The following is a 24,497-nucleotide window of genomic DNA, read 5'->3' as shown; positions in this document are numbered from 1 at the left end:
CGACTTTTATAAGGGGATTACGCCAAGCAACACGGCTACCAGCGTCATGAATAACGACACGCCGGCCAGTAAGGGCAGGGCGTAGCGCTGATGATCTGCCAGACTGATTTGCGTAAGACCAATAAGCAGGAACGTTGCCGGTGTTAACGGGCTGACCGGAAATCCGGTAGTCATTTGCCCCAGCAGTGCACCGTGTGCCACGCTGACAGCAGGCAGGCCCGATTCAGCAGCAATGCCTGCCAGTACCGGCATAATGCCGAAGTAAAAAGAGTCCGGATCAAACAACAGGCTCAGGGGCATTGATAACACTGCGACAACAAGAGGCATGTTTCCGGTTAATGCCTCAGGTAACAAGGTACTGCCACTTGATGCCATGGCATCCAGCATGCCTGAGTGCTTCAGTACACCGGTAAAACATCCGGCAGCAAACAGTATGCTGACCATCATAAATACCGGCGCAGCGTGATTATCGATGGTTTTTTTCTGTGCTTCCTGAGAAGGAGCATTAATCAGCAAAGCGGCAAGCGCACCGCCGGTAAATGCCACAACAGGGGGGAGCAGACTGGCGACGATGGCGCTTATGACAATAACTATAAGCGCAATGTTGATGAACCATTTTACGTCTGCCCGGCGCGTTTGCTGTGCTGAAGTGATGGACGTACCTGAAATCGCATTTTGTTTCAGCCGTTCTTGATGGCCCATCCAGTAAGCAATCAGGAGCACAAAAGCGAAGCCACTGAGATGGACCGGCAGAACGGGCGCGTACAGCTCCATAACCGGTACGTCGAGGGCGGCGGCTGCACGGATGGTAGGGCCACCCCAGGGAAGCATATTGTTGACACCTGCCGACATTGCCACTAATGCAGCCAGCTTTCTGCGGTCTATATTCAGTGCATCAAAAACCGGTAATACCGCAGGTATAACGATTAAAAAGGTACTGGCGCCGGAGCCGTCAAGATGCACCAGCGCGGTGATCAGCACGACACCGGTAAACAGTTTCCTGGGGTCGTTGCCACACACTTTCAGCACGCCGTTGATAAAGGGCGTAAATACATGGTTGTCGTTCATGATGCCGAAAAACAATATGGCAAACATGAACATGACCGCCACCGGGGCAATAGCGGTTATCCCCAGAACCATGTAGCCGGGCACCGCCATGCCTTCACCGGCAATCAGCGCGCCGGCAACCGGAATAGCAACAAGGGCAACCAGCGGGGAGAGACGTTTGCTGACGATAGCCAGCAACACGGTCACAATGGTCAGAAAGCCGGTGAGTGCTAACATAGGCTGTTAACGGGCTTCTGCGGCAGTCGCTTCAATCAGGTACTGACGAAACGGTACCTTCTTAGCAAAGGGTGGCGGCGTGATAACCTGCGTCATAAAGACCACAAGGCTTTGGGTTTCGGGGTTGACCCAGAACACGGTATTGCCAGAACCTGCCCAGCCGAAAGACCCGTCGGGCATAAAGTTTTCAGCTTCAGTGTCCGGTGATCCAATCGCAAAGCCGTATCCGAACGCCATCGGGGCGTCGTTACCAAATTTTTCAATGGTGATGCGTGGCGCAAATAAGGCATCCACAGACGCTTCGCTTAACAGCCGCTTACCGTTATAAGTACCTTTATTTGCCAGCATGGTGGCAAACGCCACATAATCAGATGCGGTGCCGGCCAGTGCGCCGCCACCATCGAGTAAGCGGTTTGCATCTTTGTAATCGGTATTTTCTGCCGTTTCTATGACCTTCAGACCATTCTCAGTCATCAGATAGTTGGTCATAAACCGGTTGAGATCGTCACCGGTGACAAAAAAGCCGGTGTTGTTCATACCAAGAGGCGTAAACAGGTTGTTCTCAAGCCAGTTATCCAGCCGCTCGCCGGTAACGGTTTCAATAATTTTACCCAGCAGGGTAGTGGAATAGCTGTAGTCAAACGTTTCGCCCGGCTGGCTCAGCAGCGGGGCTGCGGCAAGGCGTTCAGCCAGTTCCGTGAGATTACGCGCCGGCGCACCGTCTGTTGGTAATGTGCCAACGGGGGTATCACGCTTCACGCCATATTTCCGGTAATACTGGTGAACCGGTGTGTCGCCGGTAAAGTGATAGGTAATACCGGATTTATGGGCCAGCAGGTCATCAATGGTCATTTGCCGCTTTACCGGCTCTGTGACCATGTTCTCAAGGTCGCCGGACACATAAACCTGTGAGTCTTTGAAGGCTGGCAAATACTTGCTGACAGGATCGGACACCTGCAATTTGCCTTGCTCCTGCAGCATCATAATGCCAACACTGGTAATGGGTTTGGACATAGAATAAAGACGAAAAAGAGTATCATCCGTCATCGCCGTTTTGCTGCCAGTATCCTGATACCCGTTCACATAATGATAAACCGGCTTGCCCTGCTCGATAATTGTGGTGACTGAGCCCGGCATGGTGCCGTTTTCAACCAGTGTATCTAATTTGGCGGACAATGCCGTAAACCTTTGCTCATCCTCTGCAGCGGTTGTTGCACATCCGCTTAGCGAAGCAAAAGTAAAAAGCGCAGCCGCACCGAGAATGTATGATTTTGCCTGAATGTTGAAACTCATTTTTCACTCCGTTCAGTGCTGAATATAATGTTCTTTTTCTGTAACTCATCGATAGCGTCGTGGCTGTACCCTAACGCTTCAAGAATGCTCACCGTATGCTGGCCGGGTAGCGGTGGTGGTAAATCGTCTGTGACTTCCCCGTCAACATTGAAAGGTTTGCCGGGTTGCCGTAAGCGGCCTTCAGAGGGGTGCTCGTATTCATTGAAAAAGCGGATGGATGACAGATGCGGGTCATGAAGTAAGCCATCAATGTTGTTCACCGGAGCAAACGGAACGTCAATTTCGGTCAGTGCGGTGACCCATTCTTCCGTGGTCCGCGCAGGAGTGGCTTCACTGACAATTTTATACAGCGATCCCACGTTTTCGCTCCGCTTTACCGGATCGGTCACCGTGGCGTGCTCTGTCATATCTTCGCGTCCAATCAGGCGGAAGAAGCGCTGCCAGTGACGTGTGCTGTAGGGCAAAATACTGATATAGCCGTTTGCCGTAGGAAAGGGTTTACGGTAAGGCGAATTCAGCCGTTCATAACCGGTGCCGCCCAGAGGCGGAACAAAGGTTTCGCCGGCCAGTTGCTCTGTCATCAGAAATGACACCATGCCTTCAAACATGGGGGCTTCAATGCAGGTGCCCTCGTTATGTTTCAGGCGGTGAACCACGCCTGCCAGCACCGACATGGCCAGATGCATACCGCCCACTTTGTCGCAAATAATCGTGGGAATAAAACGGGGCTGACCGTCAGATGTGCGGTTTAGATAGGCAATGCCGCTTTCCGCCTGAATAATGTCATCGTAAGCGGGTTTGTGGGCATACGCGCCGCTTTGACCGTAGCCAGGCGCAAAGCAGTACACAATTTTATCGTTTATCTTTTTTACTGCCGGATAGTCAATACCGAGACGCTCTGCCGTGGCCGTACGCATGTTGTGAACAACCACATCGGCTTCTGCGATCAGCTTTTGAAGTATTTCCTGTCCGCCCTCACTTTTTAAATCCAGAGCGATGGCTTTTTTATTGCGGTTACAGTTAATGAAGCCCGCCCCCATTTCCGCTGAACGGCCGGGTCTGACGGTTCTGAATAAGTCCCCGGTGATGTTCTCTACCTTGATAACGTCTGCACCAAAATCACCAAGGAATTGCGTTGCATAGGGCCCTAGAACGATGGTGGTTAAATCAAGTACCTTGATTCCGTTGAGCAACGAAAACATTGATCCTCCTCAGATAAGCCGGCAGGATGGAAAAGGTAACGTACCGGCTACTTTATTTTTACAAGTTGTTCATACTATGCGGAATGGTTATCTATCAGGCAAATCAATTAATTCTATAATTCAATATTGAAAATTTATTAATTGGGTCGGGGCCTTGTCAGCCCCGTTGCCGGAATTTATTGAAAGTCTTCAGCGTCGAGATTGAAGAAGCGCACTGCGTTATTAAACAGAATATCGCGCTTTTGTTGTTCAGTGAGGTAGTCAGCATCCTTGATGACATTGATAGAGGTTTCCATCAGGCCCGGCCAGATCAACAAGTCGGTTCCGTACAAAATACGGCGGCCAAATCCTGCTGTCACCAGACGTTCGATGTAGCGGTTTACTTCGGCCAGCGGGTAACTCCAGATCATACCGGCAATATCCACATACACGTATGCGTGTGCGCCCATCAGTGCAATCATGGCATCGTCCATAGGATAGCCGGCGTGCATCACCCATATTTTCAATTTCGGGTGACGGGCAAGCATGTCTTCCAGTTCGAAGGGGTTACCCAGTGAAGCGCGGTAATCGGGTGAGGTAATATTTGCCATACCATTGCCCCCGGTGCCCATGTGAATAGCTACGGGGATCTTTAACTCTTCAGCAATGGCAAAGTATGGATCCAGTGACATATCAGAAGGCGACATACCGCGGTACTGGGGCGCTACTTCACCAACAACCTTGTAAAATCCGCTTTCAAGGGCCGTTCTGAATTCATCCGGTGACATATCATCAGTAAGGCTTAATGCCATACCCAGTGACGGAATAACCCTGTCCGGTGCAGCCTTGTGCATTGCCCGTAATACATCATCATCGCCACTGGCGACCATGGTAACGTTCAGTCTTTGTGCTTCACTGATGGCTTTTGCAATGTAGTCTTCTGTCGACGAGGCTGATTCAAGCGGTTGCTCACAGTTTGTATTCATAAATGAAGGTGGTGCCTGATGCGGATCGCCGCCCGGCATATCAGTAAGGAACCAGGGGCACATGGGGCCGGCTTTGCCGTTTACCTGCATGGCATGCACGTGCACGTCGATAACAGACAAAGGCTTATCCGCTGCGGTGGCGGGCGTCAGCGCGCCGCCCATCCACAGACCCGTTGTTAAACACAGTGCTTTGCAAGGAAGAGGTAACGGCATGGCATAATCCTTATTGATGTTGTTTGATCCGGAGCTGAAGTTCAGAAATCAAATTAACCTTTTTTAGATTAAAAGTTTACATTTTATTCATACTATGATTTTCTATTATCTATAACTCCAATAAATAAATTGTATAAATCTATAGTTTATTCTGATTAATTGGGCGTGCTCACGTGGTCAACATCAAACATCTCAAAGCCTTCATTGCTCTCGCCACAGAACTTCATTTTACCCGGGCTGCAGAACGGGTTTGCCTCACCCAGCCAGCATTAAGTTCGCTGATCCAGCAGTTAGAACAGGATTTCGGGATCCAGCTTGTAAGAAGACATACCCGTCAGGTCGAACTGACGCCCGCCGGAGAAGAATTTCGTGACACGGCAGAGAAGCTGGTGGCTGACTTTGAGCAGGCCATTTACGACGTCAAGACTTACAAGTCCATAAAGCGGGGCAGGCTGGATATCGCGGTGCTGCCGTCAGTTTGCAGCTCTTTGCTGCCACGGGTGCTGAAACGGTTTAACAGCGATTATCCGGATATCCGGTTAAACATTCAGGACTGCGCCGGACAGGAAATCATCAATGCGCTGAATGAAAAGCGGATTGATTTCGGCATTTGTTATGCCCAGTCTGACAAAGAAGTGGAAGCATTGACCCTCATCAAAGATGCCATGGTAGTGGTGTGTTCTGATACACATACTCTGGCAAAGGAGAAATCCGTCAAATGGGCACAACTGGCAAATCAGCCGGTCATTGCCATGAACAAGGGTACGACGATCCGGACCCTCATCGACAGCACAGCACTGGCTCAGGATATGAAGCTGGATATTATTCTTGAACCCATGCAGATGACATCTGCTTTTGCCTATGCAGAAGCCGGTTTGGGCGTGGCAGTGTTACCCAGTTCAGGAGTCCCGGCACGCATGTCCCCGGGGTTGCGGGCAATCGAACTCACCCATCCGGTAGTGGAAAGAAATATTTCTTTACTCCGGCGTAGGGGGGTTGCCTTGTCTCCAGCAGGTAATATTTTAAAGCAGTATCTGATGGAGGCGGTTAAAGGGGCAGAATAGTAACCTGACATGGCAAAATTTCATAAATGTGACCAGAATTAAGATACTTAACGTCTGCTTTATATACCGATAAGAATTTTTGAAAGAGTTATATTACAGTGACATCGATAACAACAATGAGATCACGACATGAATATTTCCCAAAACCTGAATACTCTGGACAGAAGTCTGCGGGGAGTGATTGGTGTGTTATTTACCGCCTTCGCTCTGTTCAACGGTAACATCATCGAAGAACCTGTCATCGAAGTCCTTATTGGTATATTCGGTTTTCTTAATCTTATTTCCCTGTTCACCGGATGGTGTCCTGTCTATCACGTAGCGGGGATCAGTACCCGTAACGGCGATCAATAACTGACGGTTGCGTTATAGATGGTACAACTCTCTGAGTTAACCAGAGACAAATCCTTCAGAACCAGGCTCATACTGGCGTGTCTTGGTGTATCGCTGTTTGTATCTGTCATATACGTCGTAGTGTCTTACCGGCTCACCGCAGAACTGGGCGTGGAAACCGGTTTGCAGGCGATGGAAAAAGAAGCCAACATCATTTTAAGTGAACTGGTTTCCAACAATGACGGACTCGCTGCCAGTGCAGCCTCTGTGGCGACTATGATCTACGGAGGAAACGAGGAAGAAGCAGGTATTTTTGCCCGTGTCAGCCGCGACGAAGGTATTTGGGTTTATGTTCGTGGATTGAAAGCCAGTCAGGCGGATGATTTTCGTCAGTACCTTGCAGATCACACTGATCTCGCCAGAGGCATGCTGGAGTTCGGTGATGAAAAATTTCTGTACATCCATGCTGAACGAAACGGTTATAAACTCGACCTCATTCAGACTACCACTTCTCTGGACCTCACCATGGCCATGGTGGCTAAGCGACTCTCCATTGTGTCTGTTATTGTATTATGGATCGCCATCTGGCTCGCGCTGACGTTGTCGTCTTTTATTGCTAAACGGGTGCAACAAAAGAATGATGCACTGGCGAAAATTGCAACCCATGATGGCCTGACAGGCTTTCCAAACCGCCGTTTTCTGGATGACTTACTGGAAACCTGTATAGATAACGCTTCCTCTTCTGCAGACAGTATGGATGAACCTGTCGCGGGGCAGGGTTGTTTATTCGTCATCGATCTGGATAAATTTAAAGAGGTAAATGACTCTTTTGGTCATGCTGCCGGTGACAAGTTGCTTGTTGAAATTGCCCTCAGATTGCATGGTGCATTAAGCAGCAATCAGGTACTGGTAAGGGTCGGCGGTGACGAATTTATAATTTGGGCACCCAGCCTTAATATTGATGAAGCTAAAGGGCTGGCAAAGTCTCTGGTGGAGCAATGCGATGCACCGGTGATGATTAATAATCTGGCGATTAATACCGGTGCCAGCATTGGAATAGCCCATTATCCTACACACGCTGATTCCGGTGAAAGCTTAATCATTAACGCTGATACAGCGATGTACAAAGCTAAGCAACTGCGCTGTGGCTGGATGCTCTTTGACGAAAGCAATGCAGTTGATTATAAAAAACAGCTCAGATTACGCGCTGAACTGACCGGTGCGCTGGAGCGGGAAGAGATCAAGCTTTACTATCAGCCAAAGGTCTCGCTGAAAGACGGAAATATTATCGGGGTAGAGGCGCTGGCACGCTGGCATCATCCCATTGACGGGATACTGCCGCCGGGAGCATTTATCGATTTGATTGAGCATAGCGGCCGGGTACAGGAGTTTGGCCGTTATATTATCTGTCAAAGTATCAAACAACTTGCCGCCTGGCGGTCACAGCAGATTGAACTTCCGCTGGCATTGAATTTGTCCCCCTATAACCTGCTGGACCCGGGGCTTGTGGATTTCATTTCAGACACATTGGAAAAGTTTGAAGTGCCTGCCAGTTTGCTGGAAATTGAGCTCACAGAAAGCGAAACCAGCATGAATATCGAAAGTATTCAAAGTCGTCTGGATGCCCTAAAAGTATTGGGCGTCACGCTGACCATCGATGACTTTGGTACAGGGATGAGCTCTCTGGCTTATATTGCCAACCTCAATGTGAATATTATTAAAATTGACCGCGCGTTTATTTGCGACATGCTGACGAACGATAAACATCTGGCAATTGTTTCTACAGCACTCGCCTTATCAAAATCCTTTGGCTGTAAAATGGTTGCAGAGGGAATTGAAGACAAAGCGCAGGCAGAAAAACTGCTGGCAATGGGGTGTGACTATGGTCAGGGCTACCTGTTCTCCAAACCTGTAGAAAGCAATGCGATAACCGCACTGTACCTGAAAGGCGGTTCTCTGGTTTAACCTGTAATCTCTACACTCTTGCGGGAGGATATTTCTTCTCTGCAATCTCGTAACTTCCCTCTTTTTCATTCTAAGTTATTGATTTGAATGGGCGGCACTGGCTTTGCATCAGCTAACTCCGAATGACTATTCATTGTTCTCAAAAGACATATCAATTCAGGAGGTCATTATGATGAACACGAAGAAAACATTAGCTGCTGTATTTGTTACTGCAACTTTATCCAGTGTTGCCGGTGCCGCTGCAGCCAAACAGGTTGAAACACAGACCGGTGCCATGCAGCCGGTGAAAATGGAAAATCAGCAACAGACCAACGCCCGTGACCGGATGAATAAAGCTGTGATGCAGGCTCAGGACTCCAACACCACAACGCGTCTGGCTGATATGCCGGACACTTGGATAACGCTCACTGGTGAAGTCACTGATGTGGATTCAAAGTTCTTCACGCTGGATTACGGTGACGGCACCATTTTCGTAGAGCTTCATAATACTGACCTGGATGCACAGGCTTATGAAGAACTTGAAGGGAAAGATGTCATGGTAACCGCACAGCTGGATGATGGTTTATTTACTGACTCCCGAATCGTGGCACAAAGTGTCTTTGTGGACGAGCTGGAAACGACCTTTCTGGCTGACGATGTGGACCAGCACTCTGCAGATATGTATCTGAGCGCGGCAAACTCACTGGACGTGGATGACGAAGAAATGGTGCTGGTAGGTACAGTTCAGTCTATCGGTAAAAAAGCACTGCAGCTAAAAGTAGGCGACTCAACGCTAACTGTAGAGCTGGACGATCTTGATGACATGCCGTTGGATCAGGATGGCAAACTCACCTTGATTAAGGGCGAGCGGGTCCGCGTTACTGGCGAGATGGAAGAAGAATTCTTCAATACCTTCACCGTTGAGGCCGAAGGCCTGATGAAAATGAAAAGCTAATTTGATGAAACGTAAAGCGCCCGCCCTCCGGCGGGCTTTGTTTTCTGTGAACGTTTGTAATCACCGCTGAGGAGAAACAATAGTGAATCCCATAGCCAATATGTCCGGACTGAAAACGGCGATAGCCAATGGTGAAGAAGACAGAGTAAAGCAACTGCTGGCAGGACAAACGCTGGACGAGTTGCAAAAAAGCTATCTGATAGATCTTGCAGACCTCGCCGGTAATGAGTCAATTAAAACATTGCTTCAGGACGCCCCTGAAAAGCCTTGAGCGATTACTTAACCTGTTATCTTTATCGGGCCAGTTATCCTTGGGGATAGCTGGCTTTTTAGATCCCGATTAAACTTCGGGTTTCTAATCTTTAAAATCAATCTAAACAATCAATTTACTTCGTTTTATTCAAAAATAGTAATCGACCATAATCTTCTTAACGGACAGAAACAGTCTCTACCTGAGCACTTAAATAAAAATCTGTCCATCACAATAGTGTCAGTTCAGAAGGATAATATTATGAGTCAGTGTCCATTTTCGGGTAAGAACCCTCAATCTGTTACGTTAACCTCGGCTAACGGCGCGCCGGTTGCGAATGATAATCAGAGCCGCACTGCGGGTCGTCGCGGTCCGGTGACTTTCGACAATCACTACCTGTTTGAGAAGCTGGCTCATTTTAACCGCGAGCGTATTCCCGAGCGTGTTGTCCATGCCAGAGGCAGTGCAGCTTACGGCACCTTCACGCTGACCAACAGCCTGTCGGATTATACGATAGCTGATTTCCTGCAGCAGGAAGGTCAGCAAACACCGGTATTTCTGCGCTTTTCCACAGTAGGCGGCGGCCAGGATTCAAGTGATTATGCCCGTGATCCCCGTGGCTTTGCTGTGAAGTTTTACACAGAGCAGGGAAACTGGGATATGGTGGGCAATAATACGCCGGTATTCTTCTTACGGGACGGGATTAAATTCCCCGACTTCATCCACAGCCAGAAGAAAAATCCGCGGACGAATCTGCCTGATCCGCAGGCGGTTTACGAATTCTGGGCGAATAACCCGCAATCGTTGCACCAGTCCACCATTTTGATGTCTGACCGCGGGATCCCGTTATCATACCGTCATGTGAACGGATACAGCTCCCATACTTTGAGTTTGTGGAACAGTAAAGGTGAGCGTTACTGGGTGAAATGGCACTTCAAAACTAATCAGGGGATTAAAACCCTGACCACTGAAGAAGCTGCACAAATGCCGGCCTTCGGCGCACAGCAGGACCTGGTTGCCAGCATTGATAACGGTGACTTTCCATCCTGGACCGTGAAGGTGCAGATCATGACGGAAGAGGAAGCCCGCAGCTACCACATAAATCCTTTTGATTTAACGAAAGTATGGCCACACAAAGACTTCCCGTTAAAGGAAATCGGGCAGCTTGAGCTGAACCGTAATGTTGACAACTACTTTGCAGAAACCGAGCAGGCGGCGTTTGCACCAAATAATTTAGTACCGGGGATTGGTGTATCGCCGGACAGAATGTTACAGGCGCGCTTGCTGGCTTATCAGGATGCACACCGTTACCGCGTGGGCGCGAATGTGAATCAGATCCCTGTGAATGCGCCAAAATGCCCGGTGCACAACTACCAGCGTGACGGTGCTTTTGCCGGTATTAACCCTGCACTGGCAAGCAGTGGTGCTAACTTCTATCCGAATAACCGCGCTATGGCCGGTGAGCCGGCAGAAGCTGTGCAATATGCAGAGCCACCCATGCCGCTGGAGCAGGATGCATGGCTGGACATTTACGATACGCAGGATGATGATAACTTTTCTCAGGCCGGTGAGCTGTACCGCATCATGAACGAATCGCAAAAGCAGCAACTGGTAAGCAATATTGCAGATGGTTTAAGTCAGGCAACTGCTGATGTGCAGGAAGCCATGTTTGCACAATACGATGCCGCCGATGAAGACTACGGCCGCAGAGTAAAAGAAGCTGTGATGGTAAGACTAACTGCCGGCTAAAAGCCGGTAATAAAAAGAAGGGCCGGTGAGGTAAGTCACCGGCCCTTTTTTATCTCTGCAGTGAAGCTATTTTTGCAACCGGCGACTAAGCCAGCACTTTAGCGCCCAGCGGTAACCTGCGAACTACTTTACCGGTTATGCTGCTGATGGCATTTAAGATAGCCGGAACGGCAGGCGGTACGCCGGGCTCTCCGATCCCCGTTGGCGGCTTCACGGAGTCAACCGTAAACACTTCCACTGCCGGTGCTTCATTGATGCGAAGAACCGGATAATTGTGGAAATTGCTCTGTGTTACCACACCGTCTTCCAGGGTGATTTCCTGTTTCAGGAATGACATGGCAAAACCGATCCCGCCCTCTACCTGTGTCGCCACATTGACCGGGTTAATTACCTGGCCGCAGTCTACAGCGCAGTATACCTTGTCTACTTTGTAGGTGTTGTCTGCACGCACGGTGACTTCCGCTACCTGAGCTACAATGGTGTTAAACGACTGACGTATGGCGATACCACGGGCTCGCCTTTCGCCCTCTTTGCCCTGCGGAAGTGGCGTGTTCCAGCCGGATTTTTCAGCAACGAGATCCAGCACGTTTAAAAATTCAGGCGCATCAGCCAGTAATTTACGTCTGAACTGGTAAGGGTCCTGTCCGGTTTTAGCGGCAATTTCATCAATCAATACTTCGCCGACAAAGGCCGAGTGCGTATGGCCTACAGAGCGCAACCACGAAACAGGCACATCACCTTTAACCAGGTGCTGCTCTACCAGCATGTTATTAATGGCGTAGGGCAGGCCGTGAGCACCTTCCATCAGCGTATGGTCAACCTGCGTGGCCGGCATGGGGAAGAAACTTTGCCCTACAACACGCCAGCGCCAGGAAGCCACACTGCCATCGGCGTTAATCATGATTTTGTTGTTGTGTACTGTCATCGGGCGATACTGCATGCCACCCATGTCTTCTTCCCGCAGCCACACCATTTTGATGGGCACGTGAAGCCCCTGCGCACGGGCAACTTTAGCAATACGGGCTGCTTCTATCACAAAGTCGCAGCTTGGGCCGGCACGGCGACCGAAACTGCCACCTGCATAAAGCTGGGTGATCTGCACTTTTTCAACCGGCAAACCGGTCTCTTTGGCGATGGCTGCCTGGTCTGCGGTATGCCATTGTTCGCCATTCCACATATGACAGCTGTCTTCCTGAAGGTGAATCAATGCGTTCATCGGCTCCATTGCTGCGTGAGCCAGGTAAGGCAATTCAAACACCGCATCGATTTCATGACCGCCTTCAGGCACTTCAGCTAATTGCGGGCCGGTATTTGCCACTTCAAGCCCGGGCGTCGCGGCCAGCTGTCTGTATTCTTCAAACAGGGCAGCGGTACCGGCGTGTGAACCTGTATTCCCGTCCCATTGAATATTCAGTGCATCACGGCCTTTCTTCGCAATCCAGGTATTTTTAGCAAGCACAGCTACACCGCCCTGAATTACGTTGTCGCCGGGAATGTCCAGTACCGCAACGACACCCGGCACCGCCAGGGCCGGCGCTTTGTCTACGCTGGCTACTTTTGCGAATTTTCTTGGCGGGTGAGCAATGACGGCCACCAGCATATCCGGTAGTTTGATATCCTGAGTATAAACAGCCTTGCCGTTTACTTTTTCCGGCACGTCGACACGGCGCATGCCTTCCGCTTTTCCGATGCGCTGATACTCAGCCGGCTTTTTAAACGTAAGTGTACCCGCATCAGGCACCGGTAACTCTGCAGCGGCATCGATAAAGGCACCGTAACCGGCACGCTTATTTGTTGCTTTGTGAATAACGATACCGTCTTCCACAACCAGTTCTTTAAACGGGACTTTCCACTCCAGGGCTGCTGCCTGAAGTAACATATGGCGTGCCGATGCTGCTGCGGTTCGCATTACATTCCATGCTCCGGCCATAGCTGTACTGCCGCCGGTACCCTGCACATTAAAACCTACCGCCGCCAGCACCGGATTGCCGTATTTTTCTAAGTCGGCAGGGGAGCCTGTCACCTGCAGTTGCTCCGGTGTAATATGTAATTCTTCAGCCGCCAGTGTAGCAAGACCGGTAAAGGTACCCTGGCCCATTTCTATATAGCTGGAAATAATCGTAACAAAGCCGTTTTTATCGATTTGAATAAACGCGTTGGGCATAAATACATCAGCCCCGGCGTTTTCTGCTGCCAGCGCAATCTGGCCTTTAAAGTTTACCGCCAGTGTCAATGCGCCCATGCCGGCCAGAAACTGCCTGCGGGTAATGGCAGCACCATGTTGCGCTGCTTCAGTTTGTTGCTGATGTTGAGGGTTAATGATCATTATTTCAGCTCCCTTGCCGCACGGTGAATAGCGCTGCGGATCCGTGGATAGGCTGCGCAACGACAAATGTTTCCGCTCATGGCGGCATCAATATCATCATCCGTTGGCGCAGCTTTCTCTTTCAGTAACGCGACCGCAGACATGATTTGACCAGACTGGCAATAACCACATTGTGGCGCCTGCTCCTCTATCCAGGCAGCCTGAACAACTGCACCGATCCTGTCGGTTTCAGCGGCTTCAATGGTGGCGACAGCGGCTCCTTCCAAAGCCAGCATTGGAGTGACGCAGGATCTGACCGGCTTGCCATTTACGTGCACGGTACATGCACCGCACTGGGCCATACCGCACCCGAACTTTGTGCCGGTAAGCGCGATTTCATCTCGTAAATACCACAACAGTGGCATTTGCTGGTCTCCGTCAAAGGTTTCGGGACGACCGTTTACGGTAAGCTTAATCATGATATTTCCCTTGAAGCTGGCCTGTTCAGATTACGGGTTTCAAAATGTTTGTATGCAGGGGGAAAGCGATTCTTTGTGGTGGCAGCAAATGCATTGCGCTAATGCGTAATATGAATCTTTAAATCCCTGACTGTAAAAGATAGCGCTAATTTGCTGAGAAGCGATAGTCTGATCCTGTGAAAGTATTGCCTGATCCTCCGGGAGCTTTTTAATTGTATATCCCGGGAAGTTCCGGCCCTTTCCAGGTAACTGTAACCCATCTATTTATTAAAAAGATTCATAGGTGCTATGCACAGCTTTTAAAAAACTTTGGCGGTGGTTTGGCGTAATCTGAATAACCTTTCCAACATCAGGAACTCAGTGTTATGCATACTTTTGCAACGTCATTCAGTGTGGTCTGTTTACTCGCTATTTCTTCATTGTCTTCAGCGCAATCTCTTGAAGTCACGCAAAACGGTGAACAGCAGGCAATCACCGGCTCAGACAAGTTCTTCACCGGTACCAGCATCGTGAATCCGTATTTCAGTAACAAAGAAGCCGGTGTTTCCGGTGCCAGTGTCACTTTTGCGCCAGGTTCACGCTCGGCCTGGCACACCCATCCCAAAGGACAACATCTCGTTATTACCGAAGGGTCGGGATACGTTCAGGAGTGGGGTAAAGAAAAGCAAACCATTAAGCCCGGCGATGTGGTGTGGACCCCGCCCGGTGTTAAACACTGGCACGGTGCTGCGGAGCATTCCATGATGTCACATATCGCTATTCAGCAATTCGGTGATGGCAAAAATGTGGTGTGGATGGAAAAGGTCAGTGATGAGGAGTATCTGCAAACACCGGTTTCCCGATAGATTCAGAACACGGCGTTTTTGCGGATCAGGTTGTGATAAACGTGGTGCAGGCTGTCCAGTTGCTCACGTGATACGGTGTCGTTCGCGCTGAGTTGTTGAATGTTCTGATCCAGTTCAAAGAGGATTTCCCGCATCGGGGTGTCCGGAACCAGACTTTGCATCCAGGTGATAGCGGCCAGTCTCACACCGGAAGTGACCGGTGTTACCATATGTAAGCTGCCGGACGGATAGGTGACAGCATCACCGGCACGGGGTTTTACTTTTTGTTCGCCAAACTCTGTTTTTATGAGCAGTTCACCGCCTTCATATTCGCCCGGTTCTGACAGAAACAGTGTCATCGACATATCTGAACGCATTACATCCGGCGAGCGGGGCATGCGCATTACTGCGGCATCAACATGTAAACCGTAGGTTTCTCCCTGTCCGTAGCGGTTAAAGCAGGGGGGGAAAATTTTTTGAGGTAACACGGCAGACACCAGTTTCGGATGCTCGCCATATCTGGCCAGCAACTGATTGGCTAACTGCCGTACCGTATCATTTTCCGGATCAGCCTGGGCATTGTCTTTTACTGCTGCAGACATGCCCATCGCTGTACCTTTACCATCGAGCCACGGCACCTGACTGAGGTGCTGACGAAAAGTCTGCACTTCATCTTTTGACAGCAATTGCTCAATCAGGACCATGATATTTCCTTAAAACTGGTAGGTTAATGTGGCGCGCAGTGACTGACGGTCACCGATGTACATAAACTTCGGTGCACGGTATGTAGAGGTATAATACTCTTTATCAAACACGTTACCAAAGTTCAGACGTACAGTAATGTCGTCAGTAAAGTTATAGAGAGCAAACAGGTTAACCAGATTGTAAGACGGCACGACCGGGCCGGAAGAACCTGTGTCAGGCTGACCACCTGTCATCTTATCTTTATAAGTGAAGTCACCACCGAAAGCGAAATCTTCAGTTAACTGATAACGGGCCTGCGCATAAAAACTCTTATTCGCAAACAGAGCCAGTGGCAAGCCTACGCTGTCAGGACTGGAGACCGACTCCAGGATTTCCGAATCCATAATGGCACCACTGATTTGAATGCTCAGGGCCTCTGTTACCTGACCATTTACCGCGACTTCAACCCCGGTCACTTCATGTTTACCGGTGTTCAGTGAGCCTGTGACATCGTAACCACGACCGGCACCTTCCATCACATCGTCTTTAGTCAGTTTGAAAGCGGCGAGTTGAACAAACAGCGATTCGTCGTTCAGGGACATTTTTGTACCGATTTCCAGGTTTTCTACGGTTTCCGGATCGGCTGAGGCATTGCCGTCTGAATCGGTACACACACCACCGTATCCGCAGTTCCCGCCAACATCAGATTCACCACCGTTGATGTTCGAAGCCGTGCCGTAAGAAGCATACAGATTCACATCGTCCATGGCCTCATAGACCAGGCCGAAGTGACCGTTAACCAGCGTATCAGAATAAGCAAAGTCTGCTGCACCACTGCGGCCAACCGTGCCGTTGCTGTAATCGTAAGAGTCGAAACGGATGCCGGCAAATACCATCAGTTCCCTGGTTACCTGCATGGTATCCATTAATGACAATGCCGATACTTCATAATTGTAATCCGCTGTATAATCGCCTTCATAAGCGGCAGAACGGTCGATGACACTGTTCAGACCGGCAGCAGCATTGCCGCTGGCGTCCAGTCCGCAGAAGGTTTCGCTCACGCCGCCTCGGCCTGATGCCCAGCAGTTTGTTGTGGCAGCTGAACCAGTATCCGCATAGCGGCCGTTCAATACGGAGTAATCAGCATATTCGGCGCTGATCAAAAATTTGTGTTCTACAGAGCCGGTATCCAGATTGGCGAACAGATTCAGTTGCGTTGCGAAATGCTCTACATCCTGCCAGTTGGAATGCGTTCCGAAGGTGAAAGTTGTGTAACCATTGGTGCCGTTTGTGGCATCCTCTTCTGTGGCGTAACCTGTGGTACCGCCGGCGCTGGTGGCAAGATAGCCGTTATCCGTTTTGCCGTAGCGGGTAATGCTGTAAATTTTCCAGTCATCATTCAGTTCATACTCAACCCGTAAGGTACCGGATGTCGCTTCTGAGGTAAGGAAGTCACCGTTTTGCGCGTATACCGGAATATCTTCGATGATGACATCGTTTACGGCAGTGGAGCCCAGATCCGGTACATCTTCAGCTTTAAGATAATAGAAGTCCGCCCATACCTTGAGATCTGTAAGGTTATCGTACAGCCCTGAAATCAGCGCACCTTGTCTTTCACGCTCAGCACCGTCACGTTTCGGCGCATCTTCCGTGGCTTTCATGATATTCACTCGGGTAGCGAAGTTTTCGGTTAGCGGCGTGTTCACGTCCACCGTGCCGCGCAGATAGTTGTCAGTGCCTGCACCTACATCCATACGGCCGAAGTCGTAATCCAGAGAGGCTTTTTTGGTAATGCTGTTAATGGCACCGCCTGATGAGCCGCGACCGGCAAACGTTGAGCTGGGTCCTTTGGTAATTTCAATTTGTTCGACGGAGAAGCTTTCGCGGGTATTCATACCGGGGTCGCGTAAACCGTCAACAAATACGTCAGAACGGGCTTCATGTCCGCGGATGATATAGCGGTCGCCGAAAGCGTTACCGTTCTCGCCGGTACCCAGAGTAACACCAGCCTGAGTTGACAAGACTTCTTTAAGATCTGAACGGCCGGATTCTTCAATCTGGTCTTTTGTCAGTACCGTGATGGTGGCAGGGGTGTCTATCAGGTCGGCCAGACGGCGGGCGTCACCTGAGCGTTTTACATTGTAAATCGAGTTGCGGACACCATGGATCTTGATCAGTTCGACCGCTTGTTGCTCTTTTTCTGCTGCGGTTTTCTCTGTTTTTACTTCCTCTGCATGTGCTGCAGACACTGAAATTGCCAACGCGGTTAATAAAGCGCCGGAGCCCAACTTATCGTATGCCATGGGTGTTCCTTGAATAATATTAGTTTATTGAGATGTGCGTTCGGGGTGGGAATGTAAATGATAATAGTTATCATGTAAAGTTATGGGCTTTATAATTTTTCATTATTAGTTAATATTTCTTCCAGTAAGGATTGTTGCCTGTCGATACATAACGGGTATGTGATGCGAATAAAAAAGGCTGTGATATAGTGTTTTACAAGGTGATGAAAAACTGTCTTTACGGGGAAAATATTAGTGACAAACCTTCATCAGCAGGCGCTGGACAAAGCCTCTCAGGGAAACTGGGACGGCGCACATACGATTGTCGAAAATGAAAATGATGCATTGTCATGTTTAATTCACGGCTATCTGCACCGGGTAGAGGGCGATAAATTCAATGCCCGCTACTGGTACACCCGTGCCGGCGAAACGATGCCGTCAAACAGTCTGGATGACGAGTTTGTCCGCCTATCCGAAATGGTAAACAGATGATTCACGCCGGTATCAGCTTCCGCTCCGATACTCACAATTATGTCACTGACAACACAAGGGATTTGAATTGAGCTCATCACCATTTTTAATGCCAGTGCTGCTTCTCATGATGACTGCCTTTTACACCCTTGCGGACGACGAAACTGCCGCTGCAGGCGACTCACCTAACCGCAACCTGACCGGTTTTGAGTCGCTTGATGAAAAGCAGCCATTGTGGGAAGTGGGTATTGGCGGCGGCATGATAGAAGTGCCGAATTACCCCGCATCCAAAGAGCGAAATTTTGTGGGACTTGCTGCACCGTATGCTATCTATCGCGGTGATATTTTTCGCATCGGCGGTGACGGCGGGGCACGAGCTGTATTTCTGGAAAATGAAAGACTTGAACTGGACATGAGTTTCAGCGGCGCGTTCTCTGCCGACAGCGACGACAATACGGCGCGGGAAGGTATGCCTGAGCTGGATTATATGTTCGAGGCCGGTCCGCAGCTTATTTACAAAATACGGGATTTTTCATTCCAACGTGGTGGAAATGGCAGGCTCACCGGCAGAGTGCAGGCAAGGGCTGTATTTTCAACGGATCTTGGTGACTTGCATACCAGAGGTTATGTTTTTGAGCCGACTTTACGCTATCAGCAGCGCGGCGTTTTTTTCGACAGTACCGGACTGAGTCTGGCATTCAGAATGACCTGGGCGACAGAAAAATTGCATGATTACTTTTATCAGGTAGATGAGGCGTATGTTACATCGACACGCCGCCAATTTAATGCCCAAGGTGGTTATCTGGGATCAGAAGTGTCGCTGGGATTGTCTTTTCCTGTTATGAATAAAGTTCGCGGGTTTCTTGGCACATCTTTGCAATTCAATCAGGGGTCAGCCAATGAAGACAGCCCGCTGTATGAGAAAGATGTGACTTACAGTATAGGTGTTGGTTTTGTCTGGCGGGCATGGGAGAGCGAGACGAGATCCAACTGGTGAGTTTACGCATATTAACCTGTTCAGAATAATAAGCAGGACAACCCATTGATGTTAGAAAATGTGAAAGCGCTTAAACGTTATGTGTTAAGTGCGCCCGACAGGGTAAACGCATTGCGGGTGAATACCGCTGAAACTGTTGTCATTAACGGTTTCTGGCGTAGTGGTACTACGTGGTTACAGGAATTGGTCGCGGAAGGTTTGAGTGCCAAACGGGTGTTTGAACCTTTGCAAGCCAGGTGCGGATATATTCAGAAAGCTGTGCAGGGTATCGCACTGCCTGACCCGGGATATGCTTACATTAACGGCTTTATGCCTTATGCCACGACGGCACATCCGCCGTCTCCGGCTATGAAAGCGCTTTTGCATCAGGCGCAAAAAGGCGTACTGACCAATCCGTTTGTGTTGCGTGATCAGGCACTACTCGACCCGGGCAGGGCTTTTAAAAACCGGGTTGTAGTGAAGTATGTGAAAGGGGCATTAAGCCTGAAATATCTGAAAGATACTTATCAGTGTCCGGTCATCCATATTTATCGTGATCCCCGTGCCGTAATCTCTTCCATTAAAGCAAGAAAAAACTGGGCTGAAGGCGCGTTTGAAAACTTTTCTCTTACCAACCATTTGCTTAATGTGAACGATGGCAGGGCTGATTACTTCAGCCGGTTCAGTGATGACATCCGTGCTATCGATAAAGCCGGAGATTTCGAGCGACTTACCGGCTATTATTTTCTTACGGAAAAATTTATCGAAGACAGCTTTGGCGGTGACTCTCTTCACTACGTGCGGTTTGAAGAGCTGGCCAGAAATCCTGATTTGGAATTCCAGAAGATTGCCGGATATCTGAATTGTGATGACATTATAGTACCGGACTTTAAAAAGCCGTCTTCAACAGCTTACGTACCTGATTCAACAAAGAAAATGGAGACCAGTAAAGTGACTTCCGGCTGGGCCGGTAAGCTTGGTGAGGCACAGTTACAGACGATAGAAGATATTGCAGCAAGGTTTGCTATGACCCCGCGTTTAACCGGTCTGGCAGGCGAAAAGAACACGTCAGAACAATCAACCAGAGAGTATGCTGAGTCAAAATGAAAATACGAATATTACTATGGTGTTTATTTATGTGCGCAACCTTTAACGCTAACGCAGATACGGAGTCACAAACCGTCAGACATATCGTTGTATTCAAATATACCGGCGATGCGAGTGCTGCGGATATTGATAAAGTCACCCGCGCGTTTGCTGAGCTAGAGCATAAAATCCCCGGTATTGAATCATTTGAGCACGGGGTGAATAATAGTCCTGAGGCGCTTAATAAAGGCTTTACGCATATTTATCAGCTCACCTTTACTGATGAAGCGGCACGGGATAATTATCTGCCTCACCCGGAACACAAGAAGTTCGGTGAGTTACTCGCTGAACTCGGCATTCTGGATGACGTCTTTGTGGTGGATTACGCGAAGTAAATTCTGTTCAGGCCGCCGGATGGCGGCCTGAATCCGTTAACTAAAGGACGGATTAACTGTCTTTTTCAATTGAATTACCCCCGGTTACCGCTATGCGCATGGCAGTTCCCACATCAATATCCAGTGGCGTAACTTTTTCCCTCGGTAAGTACAGCGTGTATCCACCAATCTGATAGCTCATGGGTAAATACACGGCTACTTTGTCCTCATCAGGAAATAACTTGTTGGCCACCTTATCGCTGGTCATAAAGCCAATTAACTTAATACCACCTTCCATTTCTACAGAAACCGCTTTTCTGCTGTCTTCGTCAGGCTTTACTTCAAACAGTTCTACTGCATCCTGCACGGCACCGAATAAGGTTTTTACTACCGGAACGCGGGCAAAAATGCGTTCACCTAACAAAATAACCCAGTTAAACAGATAGGCATTGATTAAAATGCCGACGGCAGTCAGGGCCAGAATGACTGTAACGACGCCCAGGCCCGGGAAGTAGTAATCTTCGGGAAGGAAAGGCGATAACAATGCTTCCGTGGTACTGACCAGCCAGACAAGAAAATAGATAGTAATGGCAAACGGCAGTATGGTGATCAGCCCTTTAACCGGTAATAAGATCAATTTATTCAGCATTGTAACCCTTTTGGAAAATTAGCGGTGTAGTGTAGACCAGCATGGGTACTCAGAACAGAGCTGCCGGTGTTGAAATCAGCCCCGGTTGTCCGCTTTGATGATTCATGTCTGGCACGTTTTGCTCACCGTGGCATTATGAACATATACGGGACTAACCCCAATTCTACCTTCGTCATATCACTCAGGGATCAAAATGATAGATAAAGAACAGTTACACCAGCTTGCCGGTATTTGCAAAGAAGCCTCTGACGCTGAAATCATGCCCCGTTTCAGACAACTACAAAACGGGCAGATAGAAGAAAAGCTAAGCCACCACGATCTCGTCACCGTAGCAGATAAGGCGACTGAAACGTTTATTCTTCAGCGACTCCGTGAACTGTTCCCCGACGCGTTGCTGATTGGTGAGGAAAGTGTGTATGAGGACCCGGCAGCATTAGAACGGTTCGGTGATGCACCTCTCAGTTTTGTGCTCGACCCCATCGACGGGACCTGGCATTACGCCAACGGTTCGGTGAACTTCGGGGTGATGCTGGGTATCGCCAGTCATGGCGAAATGACCGCTGCCATTATTTTTGAGCCTGTGACCGGTGACTATTTATGGGCTATCAAAGGGCAGGGGGCTTTCCAGCGCATAAACGGTTCAGACGTTCCGTTAACCGCTAATCGTCACGGTACACTGCCACTTACAGATACCATGGGATGTTACTCTTTTGGCGTCACAAAGGAGGAAGAGCGGGAACAAGCAGTAAAAGCCGTAATGAAAATGGGGCGGGTGATGGATTACCGCTGTGCGGCAGCAGAGTATCGTTTGCTCAACACCGGCGCAGTCTCTTTCGTGTTATTCCAGAATAAGCTTAATTTGTGGGATCACGGCGCAGGATTACTCATTACCAAAGAAGCCGGGGCAGTAGCGAGAATGATCGACGGCAGCGAGTACACACCGCAAATCACAGGCAAATTGCTGGTGGCGGAAAGCGAAGCCCGCTGGCAGGAAGTGGCCGGGTTGTTTGTTGGTTAATGATTTTCCGGTTGAGATAATGGTGGTCCCACCTGGACTATACCTGCCCATGATTAAAGTTTTAGAGCTGGTTTAGCAGATCTTTAATAGCTTTCGCATTTTCACTGGTGTAAAAAAATGTAAAAACGAAATCATGAACTATATCAATGTAAACAGACAATCGTATCCAAGATCTCTGTGAAGAGTAAAAAACGAAAAACTGTTCTGATTTAATTATCACTGCCAGTAACGAAATATAGATGGAAACTGTCAGGCAGGATTTGATAAAACGAAGGCGCGCCGTCCCGGCGCACCCAAATATATGATAAAAATTTAATTTTTAAGTTAATCTTAAAGATTACAATGGGCACCGGATGTGTTTTTCAATCTCACTTTTGTAGTAAGCAAACAGAGTATCATGAATTTCCTGGTTGACGACCGGCAGTTGGCTGACCCTGGCGTTTTGCGCCACCTGTGAGGGAGAACTTGCTCCGGGAATGATTGTGGTCACCGCTTCATGATCCAGTATCCAGCGCATTGCAAATTGCGCCATAGTCATGCCTTCCGGTACTGATTTTTTCAGTGTATCTACTATTTCGAGGCCTTTGTCGTAGGCGATGCCGCTGAATGTTTCTCCTACACTGAAGGCTCCACCGTCTTTATTGAAGTTGCGATGATCAGACGCAGCAAACGCTGTGTTCTTATTGAATTTTCCACTTAGCATGCCACTGGCCAACGGCAATCGTACAATGATCCCAATCTGTTGGGCCTGCGCTTTATTGAATAATGCTTCAATTGGGCGCTGTCTCAACAAGTTAAAGATAATTTGCAGAGACTGCAGGTCATTGTGTTTAAGGCATATCTCTGCTTCTATGTGGGTCTCAACACTGGCGCCAAAGGCCTTGATAAGCCCTTCCTGCTGCACTACACGTAGCCAGTCAAATATATGCTGGTCGGCCAACACTTGTTCTGGTATGCAGTGCAGCTGCAACAGATCGAGGCTATCGCGCTGCAAACGATCTTGCGCACGACGAATGCTGTCGCGTAAGTCGGTGAGGCTGTAACCATCCGGGTAGGTTCCGTCAGCACGCCCATATTTAGTGGCAATGATAGCCTCCGGCATAAGTTGATTTACCAGTTTACCGAGGTACTGCTCACTGATCCCGTTACCGTAAACGTCTGCGGTGTCAAAAAAATTTATACCCTCTTTTACCGCTTGCTCAATGACCGCTTCCGCAGTGGCTGCTGATATAGGACCAAAATCGCCTCCCAGTTGCCAGCAGCCTAATCCTACTTCGCTGACGGCCATACCAGTACGACCTAATTGCCGTGTAGTAACCAATGTATTACCCATTACTATCTCCGTTCGTAGTTACCAGTAACGCCTGTACTTTTAGCATTTCGTTTTTTGGCGTGAAACTAAATTAGGTTTACAATAAGCTAACTGCTGCGGATTTACCGAATCTCTCTATCCCAATTATTGCTCGCTTTGTCCCGAATTACTTATACAAACAGTTCTATTCTTTGGGAAAATCAGTAACACCCTTCATTGAAGGTAGTTCGCAGTAACTTTTACGGCCATCGCAGACAGGTTATTCGTCGCCGCCTTGCTGGCCAGAGCATCCGCGAAGTATTCTCAAGTCTGAACCTCTTGCTTACCACGCCTTAAGGTATTCGCCGTGTGGCATAAGCTGCCCCACTGAGTGGGCAAGCGAGTGATCTATGCGAGCCAGCAGGTCTTGCAACGCCTTAACATCGGTAGTGGCCACGATCGGGTCGACATCGCGAGGCAATACACCCATTCCGGTGGCGACGGCATGCCAGCTGTGATCGGCAAAAAGGTCAGACTGCCCATGTGACACCACACCGCGGGTGCGATAAAGGGCGAGTTTATGTGCAAGGGTATTTGGTATTTCGCGCTGCTGCCAGCTTTGCCAGAACCTGGTGTCGTTGCGCCGGGACACGCAATAGTGCAGCACAATAAAGTCGCGGATGTGCTGGTACTCTGCCAGCATCAGCTGATTGTATTCGTGAATAGTTGCCTGACACGGCGGGCTCGATGGTAACAGTTTGGCCAGGTTCAGAATGCCGCGCATGATCAGGTAAATTCCCGTGGACTCC

General features: G+C 49.2%; 23 protein-coding genes. 12 read left to right on the top strand and 11 right to left on the bottom strand.

From position 1 onward, the window contains the following. Window positions 1-6: 6 nt before the first annotated feature. The 4 genes from AC4PME_RS08850 to AC4PME_RS08835 form a co-directional block, all read right to left on the bottom strand. Window positions 7-1,284 (bottom strand): CitMHS family transporter, encoded by a 1,278-nt coding sequence (locus tag AC4PME_RS08850; protein WP_491045932.1) that lies wholly within the window; start codon window positions 1,282-1,284, stop codon window positions 7-9. A 6-nt stretch (window positions 1,285-1,290) separates the two neighbouring features. Continuing rightward, window positions 1,291-2,577, bottom strand: a complete 1,287-nt coding sequence (locus AC4PME_RS08845) for a serine hydrolase domain-containing protein (protein WP_491045933.1) — start codon at window positions 2,575-2,577, stop codon at window positions 1,291-1,293. Then, complete coding sequence (locus AC4PME_RS08840; RefSeq protein WP_303575084.1) at window positions 2,574-3,779, bottom strand: CaiB/BaiF CoA transferase family protein; 1,206 nt, start codon at window positions 3,777-3,779, stop codon at window positions 2,574-2,576. The genes AC4PME_RS08845 and AC4PME_RS08840 overlap by 4 nt, the downstream gene beginning before the upstream one ends. A 176-nt stretch (window positions 3,780-3,955) precedes the next feature. Then, window positions 3,956-4,957 (bottom strand): amidohydrolase family protein, encoded by a 1,002-nt coding sequence (locus tag AC4PME_RS08835; protein ID WP_491045934.1) that lies wholly within the window; start codon window positions 4,955-4,957, stop codon window positions 3,956-3,958. 173 nt (window positions 4,958-5,130) lie between these two features. Here AC4PME_RS08835 and AC4PME_RS08830 point away from each other — a divergent pair, with 173 nt between their 5' ends. The 6 genes from AC4PME_RS08830 (at window position 5,131) to AC4PME_RS08805 (ending at window position 11,249) form a co-directional block, all read left to right on the top strand. Next, on the top strand, window positions 5,131-6,021 hold the full coding sequence (locus AC4PME_RS08830) for a LysR family transcriptional regulator (RefSeq protein WP_119500334.1): 891 nt from the start codon (window positions 5,131-5,133) through the stop codon (window positions 6,019-6,021). Window positions 6,022-6,150: 129 nt separating this feature from the next. After that, window positions 6,151-6,372 (top strand): YgaP family membrane protein, encoded by a 222-nt coding sequence (locus tag AC4PME_RS08825; RefSeq protein ID WP_490710028.1) that lies wholly within the window; start codon window positions 6,151-6,153, stop codon window positions 6,370-6,372. An 18-nt stretch (window positions 6,373-6,390) separates the two neighbouring features. Then, window positions 6,391-8,316, top strand: a complete 1,926-nt coding sequence (locus tag AC4PME_RS08820) for a putative bifunctional diguanylate cyclase/phosphodiesterase (RefSeq protein ID WP_491045935.1) — start codon at window positions 6,391-6,393, stop codon at window positions 8,314-8,316. 169 nt (window positions 8,317-8,485) lie between these two features. Then, window positions 8,486-9,250, top strand: a complete 765-nt coding sequence (locus AC4PME_RS08815; protein ID WP_119500337.1) for a hypothetical protein — start codon at window positions 8,486-8,488, stop codon at window positions 9,248-9,250. An 82-nt stretch (window positions 9,251-9,332) separates the two neighbouring features. Then, a complete protein-coding gene (locus AC4PME_RS08810) occupies window positions 9,333-9,521 on the top strand; it encodes a hypothetical protein (RefSeq protein ID WP_150154239.1) in 189 nt (62 codons plus the stop codon). 240 nt (window positions 9,522-9,761) lie between these two features. Continuing rightward, entirely contained in the window at window positions 9,762-11,249 is a 1,488-nt protein-coding gene (locus tag AC4PME_RS08805) for a catalase (RefSeq protein WP_119500338.1), read from the top strand. A gap of 85 nt (window positions 11,250-11,334) precedes the next feature. Here AC4PME_RS08805 and AC4PME_RS08800 read toward each other — a convergent pair whose 3' ends face one another. Together AC4PME_RS08800 and AC4PME_RS08795 are read right to left on the bottom strand one after the other, a co-directional pair. After that, window positions 11,335-13,575 (bottom strand): xanthine dehydrogenase family protein molybdopterin-binding subunit, encoded by a 2,241-nt coding sequence (locus tag AC4PME_RS08800; protein WP_490710031.1) that lies wholly within the window; start codon window positions 13,573-13,575, stop codon window positions 11,335-11,337. After that, window positions 13,575-14,033 carry a (2Fe-2S)-binding protein gene (locus tag AC4PME_RS08795; RefSeq protein ID WP_119500340.1) on the bottom strand — a complete coding sequence of 153 codons (459 nt, stop codon included), beginning with the start codon at window positions 14,031-14,033 and terminating at the stop codon, window positions 13,575-13,577. Before AC4PME_RS08795 ends, AC4PME_RS08800 begins: the two co-directional genes overlap by 1 nt. Window positions 14,034-14,398: 365 nt before the next feature. On the opposite strand from AC4PME_RS08795, the gene AC4PME_RS08790 reads away from it, so the two are divergent. Beyond that, on the top strand, window positions 14,399-14,878 hold the full coding sequence (locus AC4PME_RS08790) for a (R)-mandelonitrile lyase (protein WP_491045936.1): 480 nt from the start codon (window positions 14,399-14,401) through the stop codon (window positions 14,876-14,878). 2 nt (window positions 14,879-14,880) lie between these two features. Here AC4PME_RS08790 and AC4PME_RS08785 read toward each other — a convergent pair whose 3' ends face one another. Both AC4PME_RS08785 and AC4PME_RS08780 read right to left on the bottom strand, forming a co-directional pair. Next, the gene (locus AC4PME_RS08785) at window positions 14,881-15,561 is read right to left on the bottom strand and encodes a Fe2+-dependent dioxygenase (RefSeq protein WP_491045937.1); all 681 of its coding nucleotides are present in this window, start codon (window positions 15,559-15,561) and stop codon (window positions 14,881-14,883) included. Window positions 15,562-15,570: 9 nt separating this feature from the next. Beyond that, window positions 15,571-17,844: a TonB-dependent receptor gene (locus tag AC4PME_RS08780; RefSeq protein ID WP_491045938.1), complete on the bottom strand. Its 2,274-nt coding sequence runs from the start codon at window positions 17,842-17,844 to the stop codon at window positions 15,571-15,573. 234 nt (window positions 17,845-18,078) lie between these two features. On the opposite strand from AC4PME_RS08780, the gene AC4PME_RS08775 reads away from it, so the two are divergent. The 4 genes from AC4PME_RS08775 to AC4PME_RS08760 all read left to right on the top strand — a co-directional run bounded on the left by AC4PME_RS08775 (window position 18,079) and on the right by AC4PME_RS08760 (window position 20,751). Further along, complete coding sequence (locus AC4PME_RS08775; protein WP_490710036.1) at window positions 18,079-18,315, top strand: hypothetical protein; 237 nt, start codon at window positions 18,079-18,081, stop codon at window positions 18,313-18,315. 106 nt (window positions 18,316-18,421) lie between these two features. After that, window positions 18,422-19,291: a MipA/OmpV family protein gene (locus tag AC4PME_RS08770; protein WP_491045939.1), complete on the top strand. Its 870-nt coding sequence runs from the start codon at window positions 18,422-18,424 to the stop codon at window positions 19,289-19,291. Between the two features lie 48 nt (window positions 19,292-19,339). Continuing rightward, window positions 19,340-20,377 carry a sulfotransferase gene (locus tag AC4PME_RS08765; protein ID WP_491045945.1) on the top strand — a complete coding sequence of 346 codons (1,038 nt, stop codon included), beginning with the start codon at window positions 19,340-19,342 and terminating at the stop codon, window positions 20,375-20,377. Window positions 20,378-20,406: 29 nt separating this feature from the next. Further along, window positions 20,407-20,751, top strand: coding sequence for a Dabb family protein (locus tag AC4PME_RS08760; RefSeq protein ID WP_119500347.1), 345 nt, complete (start codon window positions 20,407-20,409; stop codon window positions 20,749-20,751). Between the two features lie 52 nt (window positions 20,752-20,803). Here the strand turns inward: AC4PME_RS08760 and AC4PME_RS08755 are convergent, their stop codons facing one another. Next, window positions 20,804-21,379 (bottom strand): DUF502 domain-containing protein, encoded by a 576-nt coding sequence (locus AC4PME_RS08755; RefSeq protein WP_491045940.1) that lies wholly within the window; start codon window positions 21,377-21,379, stop codon window positions 20,804-20,806. A gap of 193 nt (window positions 21,380-21,572) precedes the next feature. Here AC4PME_RS08755 and AC4PME_RS08750 point away from each other — a divergent pair, with 193 nt between their 5' ends. Beyond that, on the top strand, window positions 21,573-22,397 hold the full coding sequence (locus tag AC4PME_RS08750; protein WP_491045941.1) for an inositol monophosphatase family protein: 825 nt from the start codon (window positions 21,573-21,575) through the stop codon (window positions 22,395-22,397). Between the two features lie 337 nt (window positions 22,398-22,734). Here the strand turns inward: AC4PME_RS08750 and AC4PME_RS08745 are convergent, their stop codons facing one another. Both AC4PME_RS08745 and AC4PME_RS08740 read right to left on the bottom strand, forming a co-directional pair. Beyond that, window positions 22,735-23,730, bottom strand: coding sequence for an aldo/keto reductase (locus AC4PME_RS08745; protein WP_491045942.1), 996 nt, complete (start codon window positions 23,728-23,730; stop codon window positions 22,735-22,737). 301 nt (window positions 23,731-24,031) lie between these two features. Then, window positions 24,032-24,497 (bottom strand): tryptophan 7-halogenase (locus tag AC4PME_RS08740; protein WP_491529565.1); only part of this gene is annotated, 466 nt, incomplete at its 5' end.

This window comes from Alteromonas sp. (assembly GCF_984505615.1).
Note: the sequence above shows the minus strand (reverse complement) of the source record. Positions and strands in the feature narration are given on the sequence as shown.

Bases quoted from the DNA above. Each gene is read 5' to 3' on its own strand.
- AC4PME_RS08850 (WP_491045932.1), bottom strand. From the start codon at position 1,284: ATGTTAGCACTCACCGGCTTTCTGACCATTGTGACCGTGTTGCTGGCT.
- AC4PME_RS08845 (WP_491045933.1), bottom strand. From the start codon at position 2,577: ATGAGTTTCAACATTCAGGCAAAATCATACATTCTCGGTGCGGCTGCG.
- AC4PME_RS08840 (WP_303575084.1), bottom strand. From the start codon at position 3,779: ATGTTTTCGTTGCTCAACGGAATCAAGGTACTTGATTTAACCACCATC.
- AC4PME_RS08835 (WP_491045934.1), bottom strand. From the start codon at position 4,957: ATGCCGTTACCTCTTCCTTGCAAAGCACTGTGTTTAACAACGGGTCTG.
- AC4PME_RS08825 (WP_490710028.1), top strand. From the start codon at position 6,151: ATGAATATTTCCCAAAACCTGAATACTCTGGACAGAAGTCTGCGGGGA.
- AC4PME_RS08820 (WP_491045935.1), top strand. From the start codon at position 6,391: ATGGTACAACTCTCTGAGTTAACCAGAGACAAATCCTTCAGAACCAGG.
- AC4PME_RS08815 (WP_119500337.1), top strand. From the start codon at position 8,486: ATGATGAACACGAAGAAAACATTAGCTGCTGTATTTGTTACTGCAACT.
- AC4PME_RS08805 (WP_119500338.1), top strand. From the start codon at position 9,762: ATGAGTCAGTGTCCATTTTCGGGTAAGAACCCTCAATCTGTTACGTTA.
- AC4PME_RS08800 (WP_490710031.1), bottom strand. From the start codon at position 13,575: ATGATCATTAACCCTCAACATCAGCAACAAACTGAAGCAGCGCAACAT.
- AC4PME_RS08795 (WP_119500340.1), bottom strand. From the start codon at position 14,033: ATGATTAAGCTTACCGTAAACGGTCGTCCCGAAACCTTTGACGGAGAC.
- AC4PME_RS08790 (WP_491045936.1), top strand. From the start codon at position 14,399: ATGCATACTTTTGCAACGTCATTCAGTGTGGTCTGTTTACTCGCTATT.
- AC4PME_RS08785 (WP_491045937.1), bottom strand. From the start codon at position 15,561: ATGGTCCTGATTGAGCAATTGCTGTCAAAAGATGAAGTGCAGACTTTT.
- AC4PME_RS08780 (WP_491045938.1), bottom strand. From the start codon at position 17,844: ATGGCATACGATAAGTTGGGCTCCGGCGCTTTATTAACCGCGTTGGCA.
- AC4PME_RS08770 (WP_491045939.1), top strand. From the start codon at position 18,422: ATGATGACTGCCTTTTACACCCTTGCGGACGACGAAACTGCCGCTGCA.
- AC4PME_RS08765 (WP_491045945.1), top strand. From the start codon at position 19,340: ATGTTAGAAAATGTGAAAGCGCTTAAACGTTATGTGTTAAGTGCGCCC.
- AC4PME_RS08760 (WP_119500347.1), top strand. From the start codon at position 20,407: ATGTGCGCAACCTTTAACGCTAACGCAGATACGGAGTCACAAACCGTC.
- AC4PME_RS08755 (WP_491045940.1), bottom strand. From the start codon at position 21,379: ATGCTGAATAAATTGATCTTATTACCGGTTAAAGGGCTGATCACCATA.
- AC4PME_RS08750 (WP_491045941.1), top strand. From the start codon at position 21,573: ATGATAGATAAAGAACAGTTACACCAGCTTGCCGGTATTTGCAAAGAA.
- AC4PME_RS08745 (WP_491045942.1), bottom strand. From the start codon at position 23,730: ATGGGTAATACATTGGTTACTACACGGCAATTAGGTCGTACTGGTATG.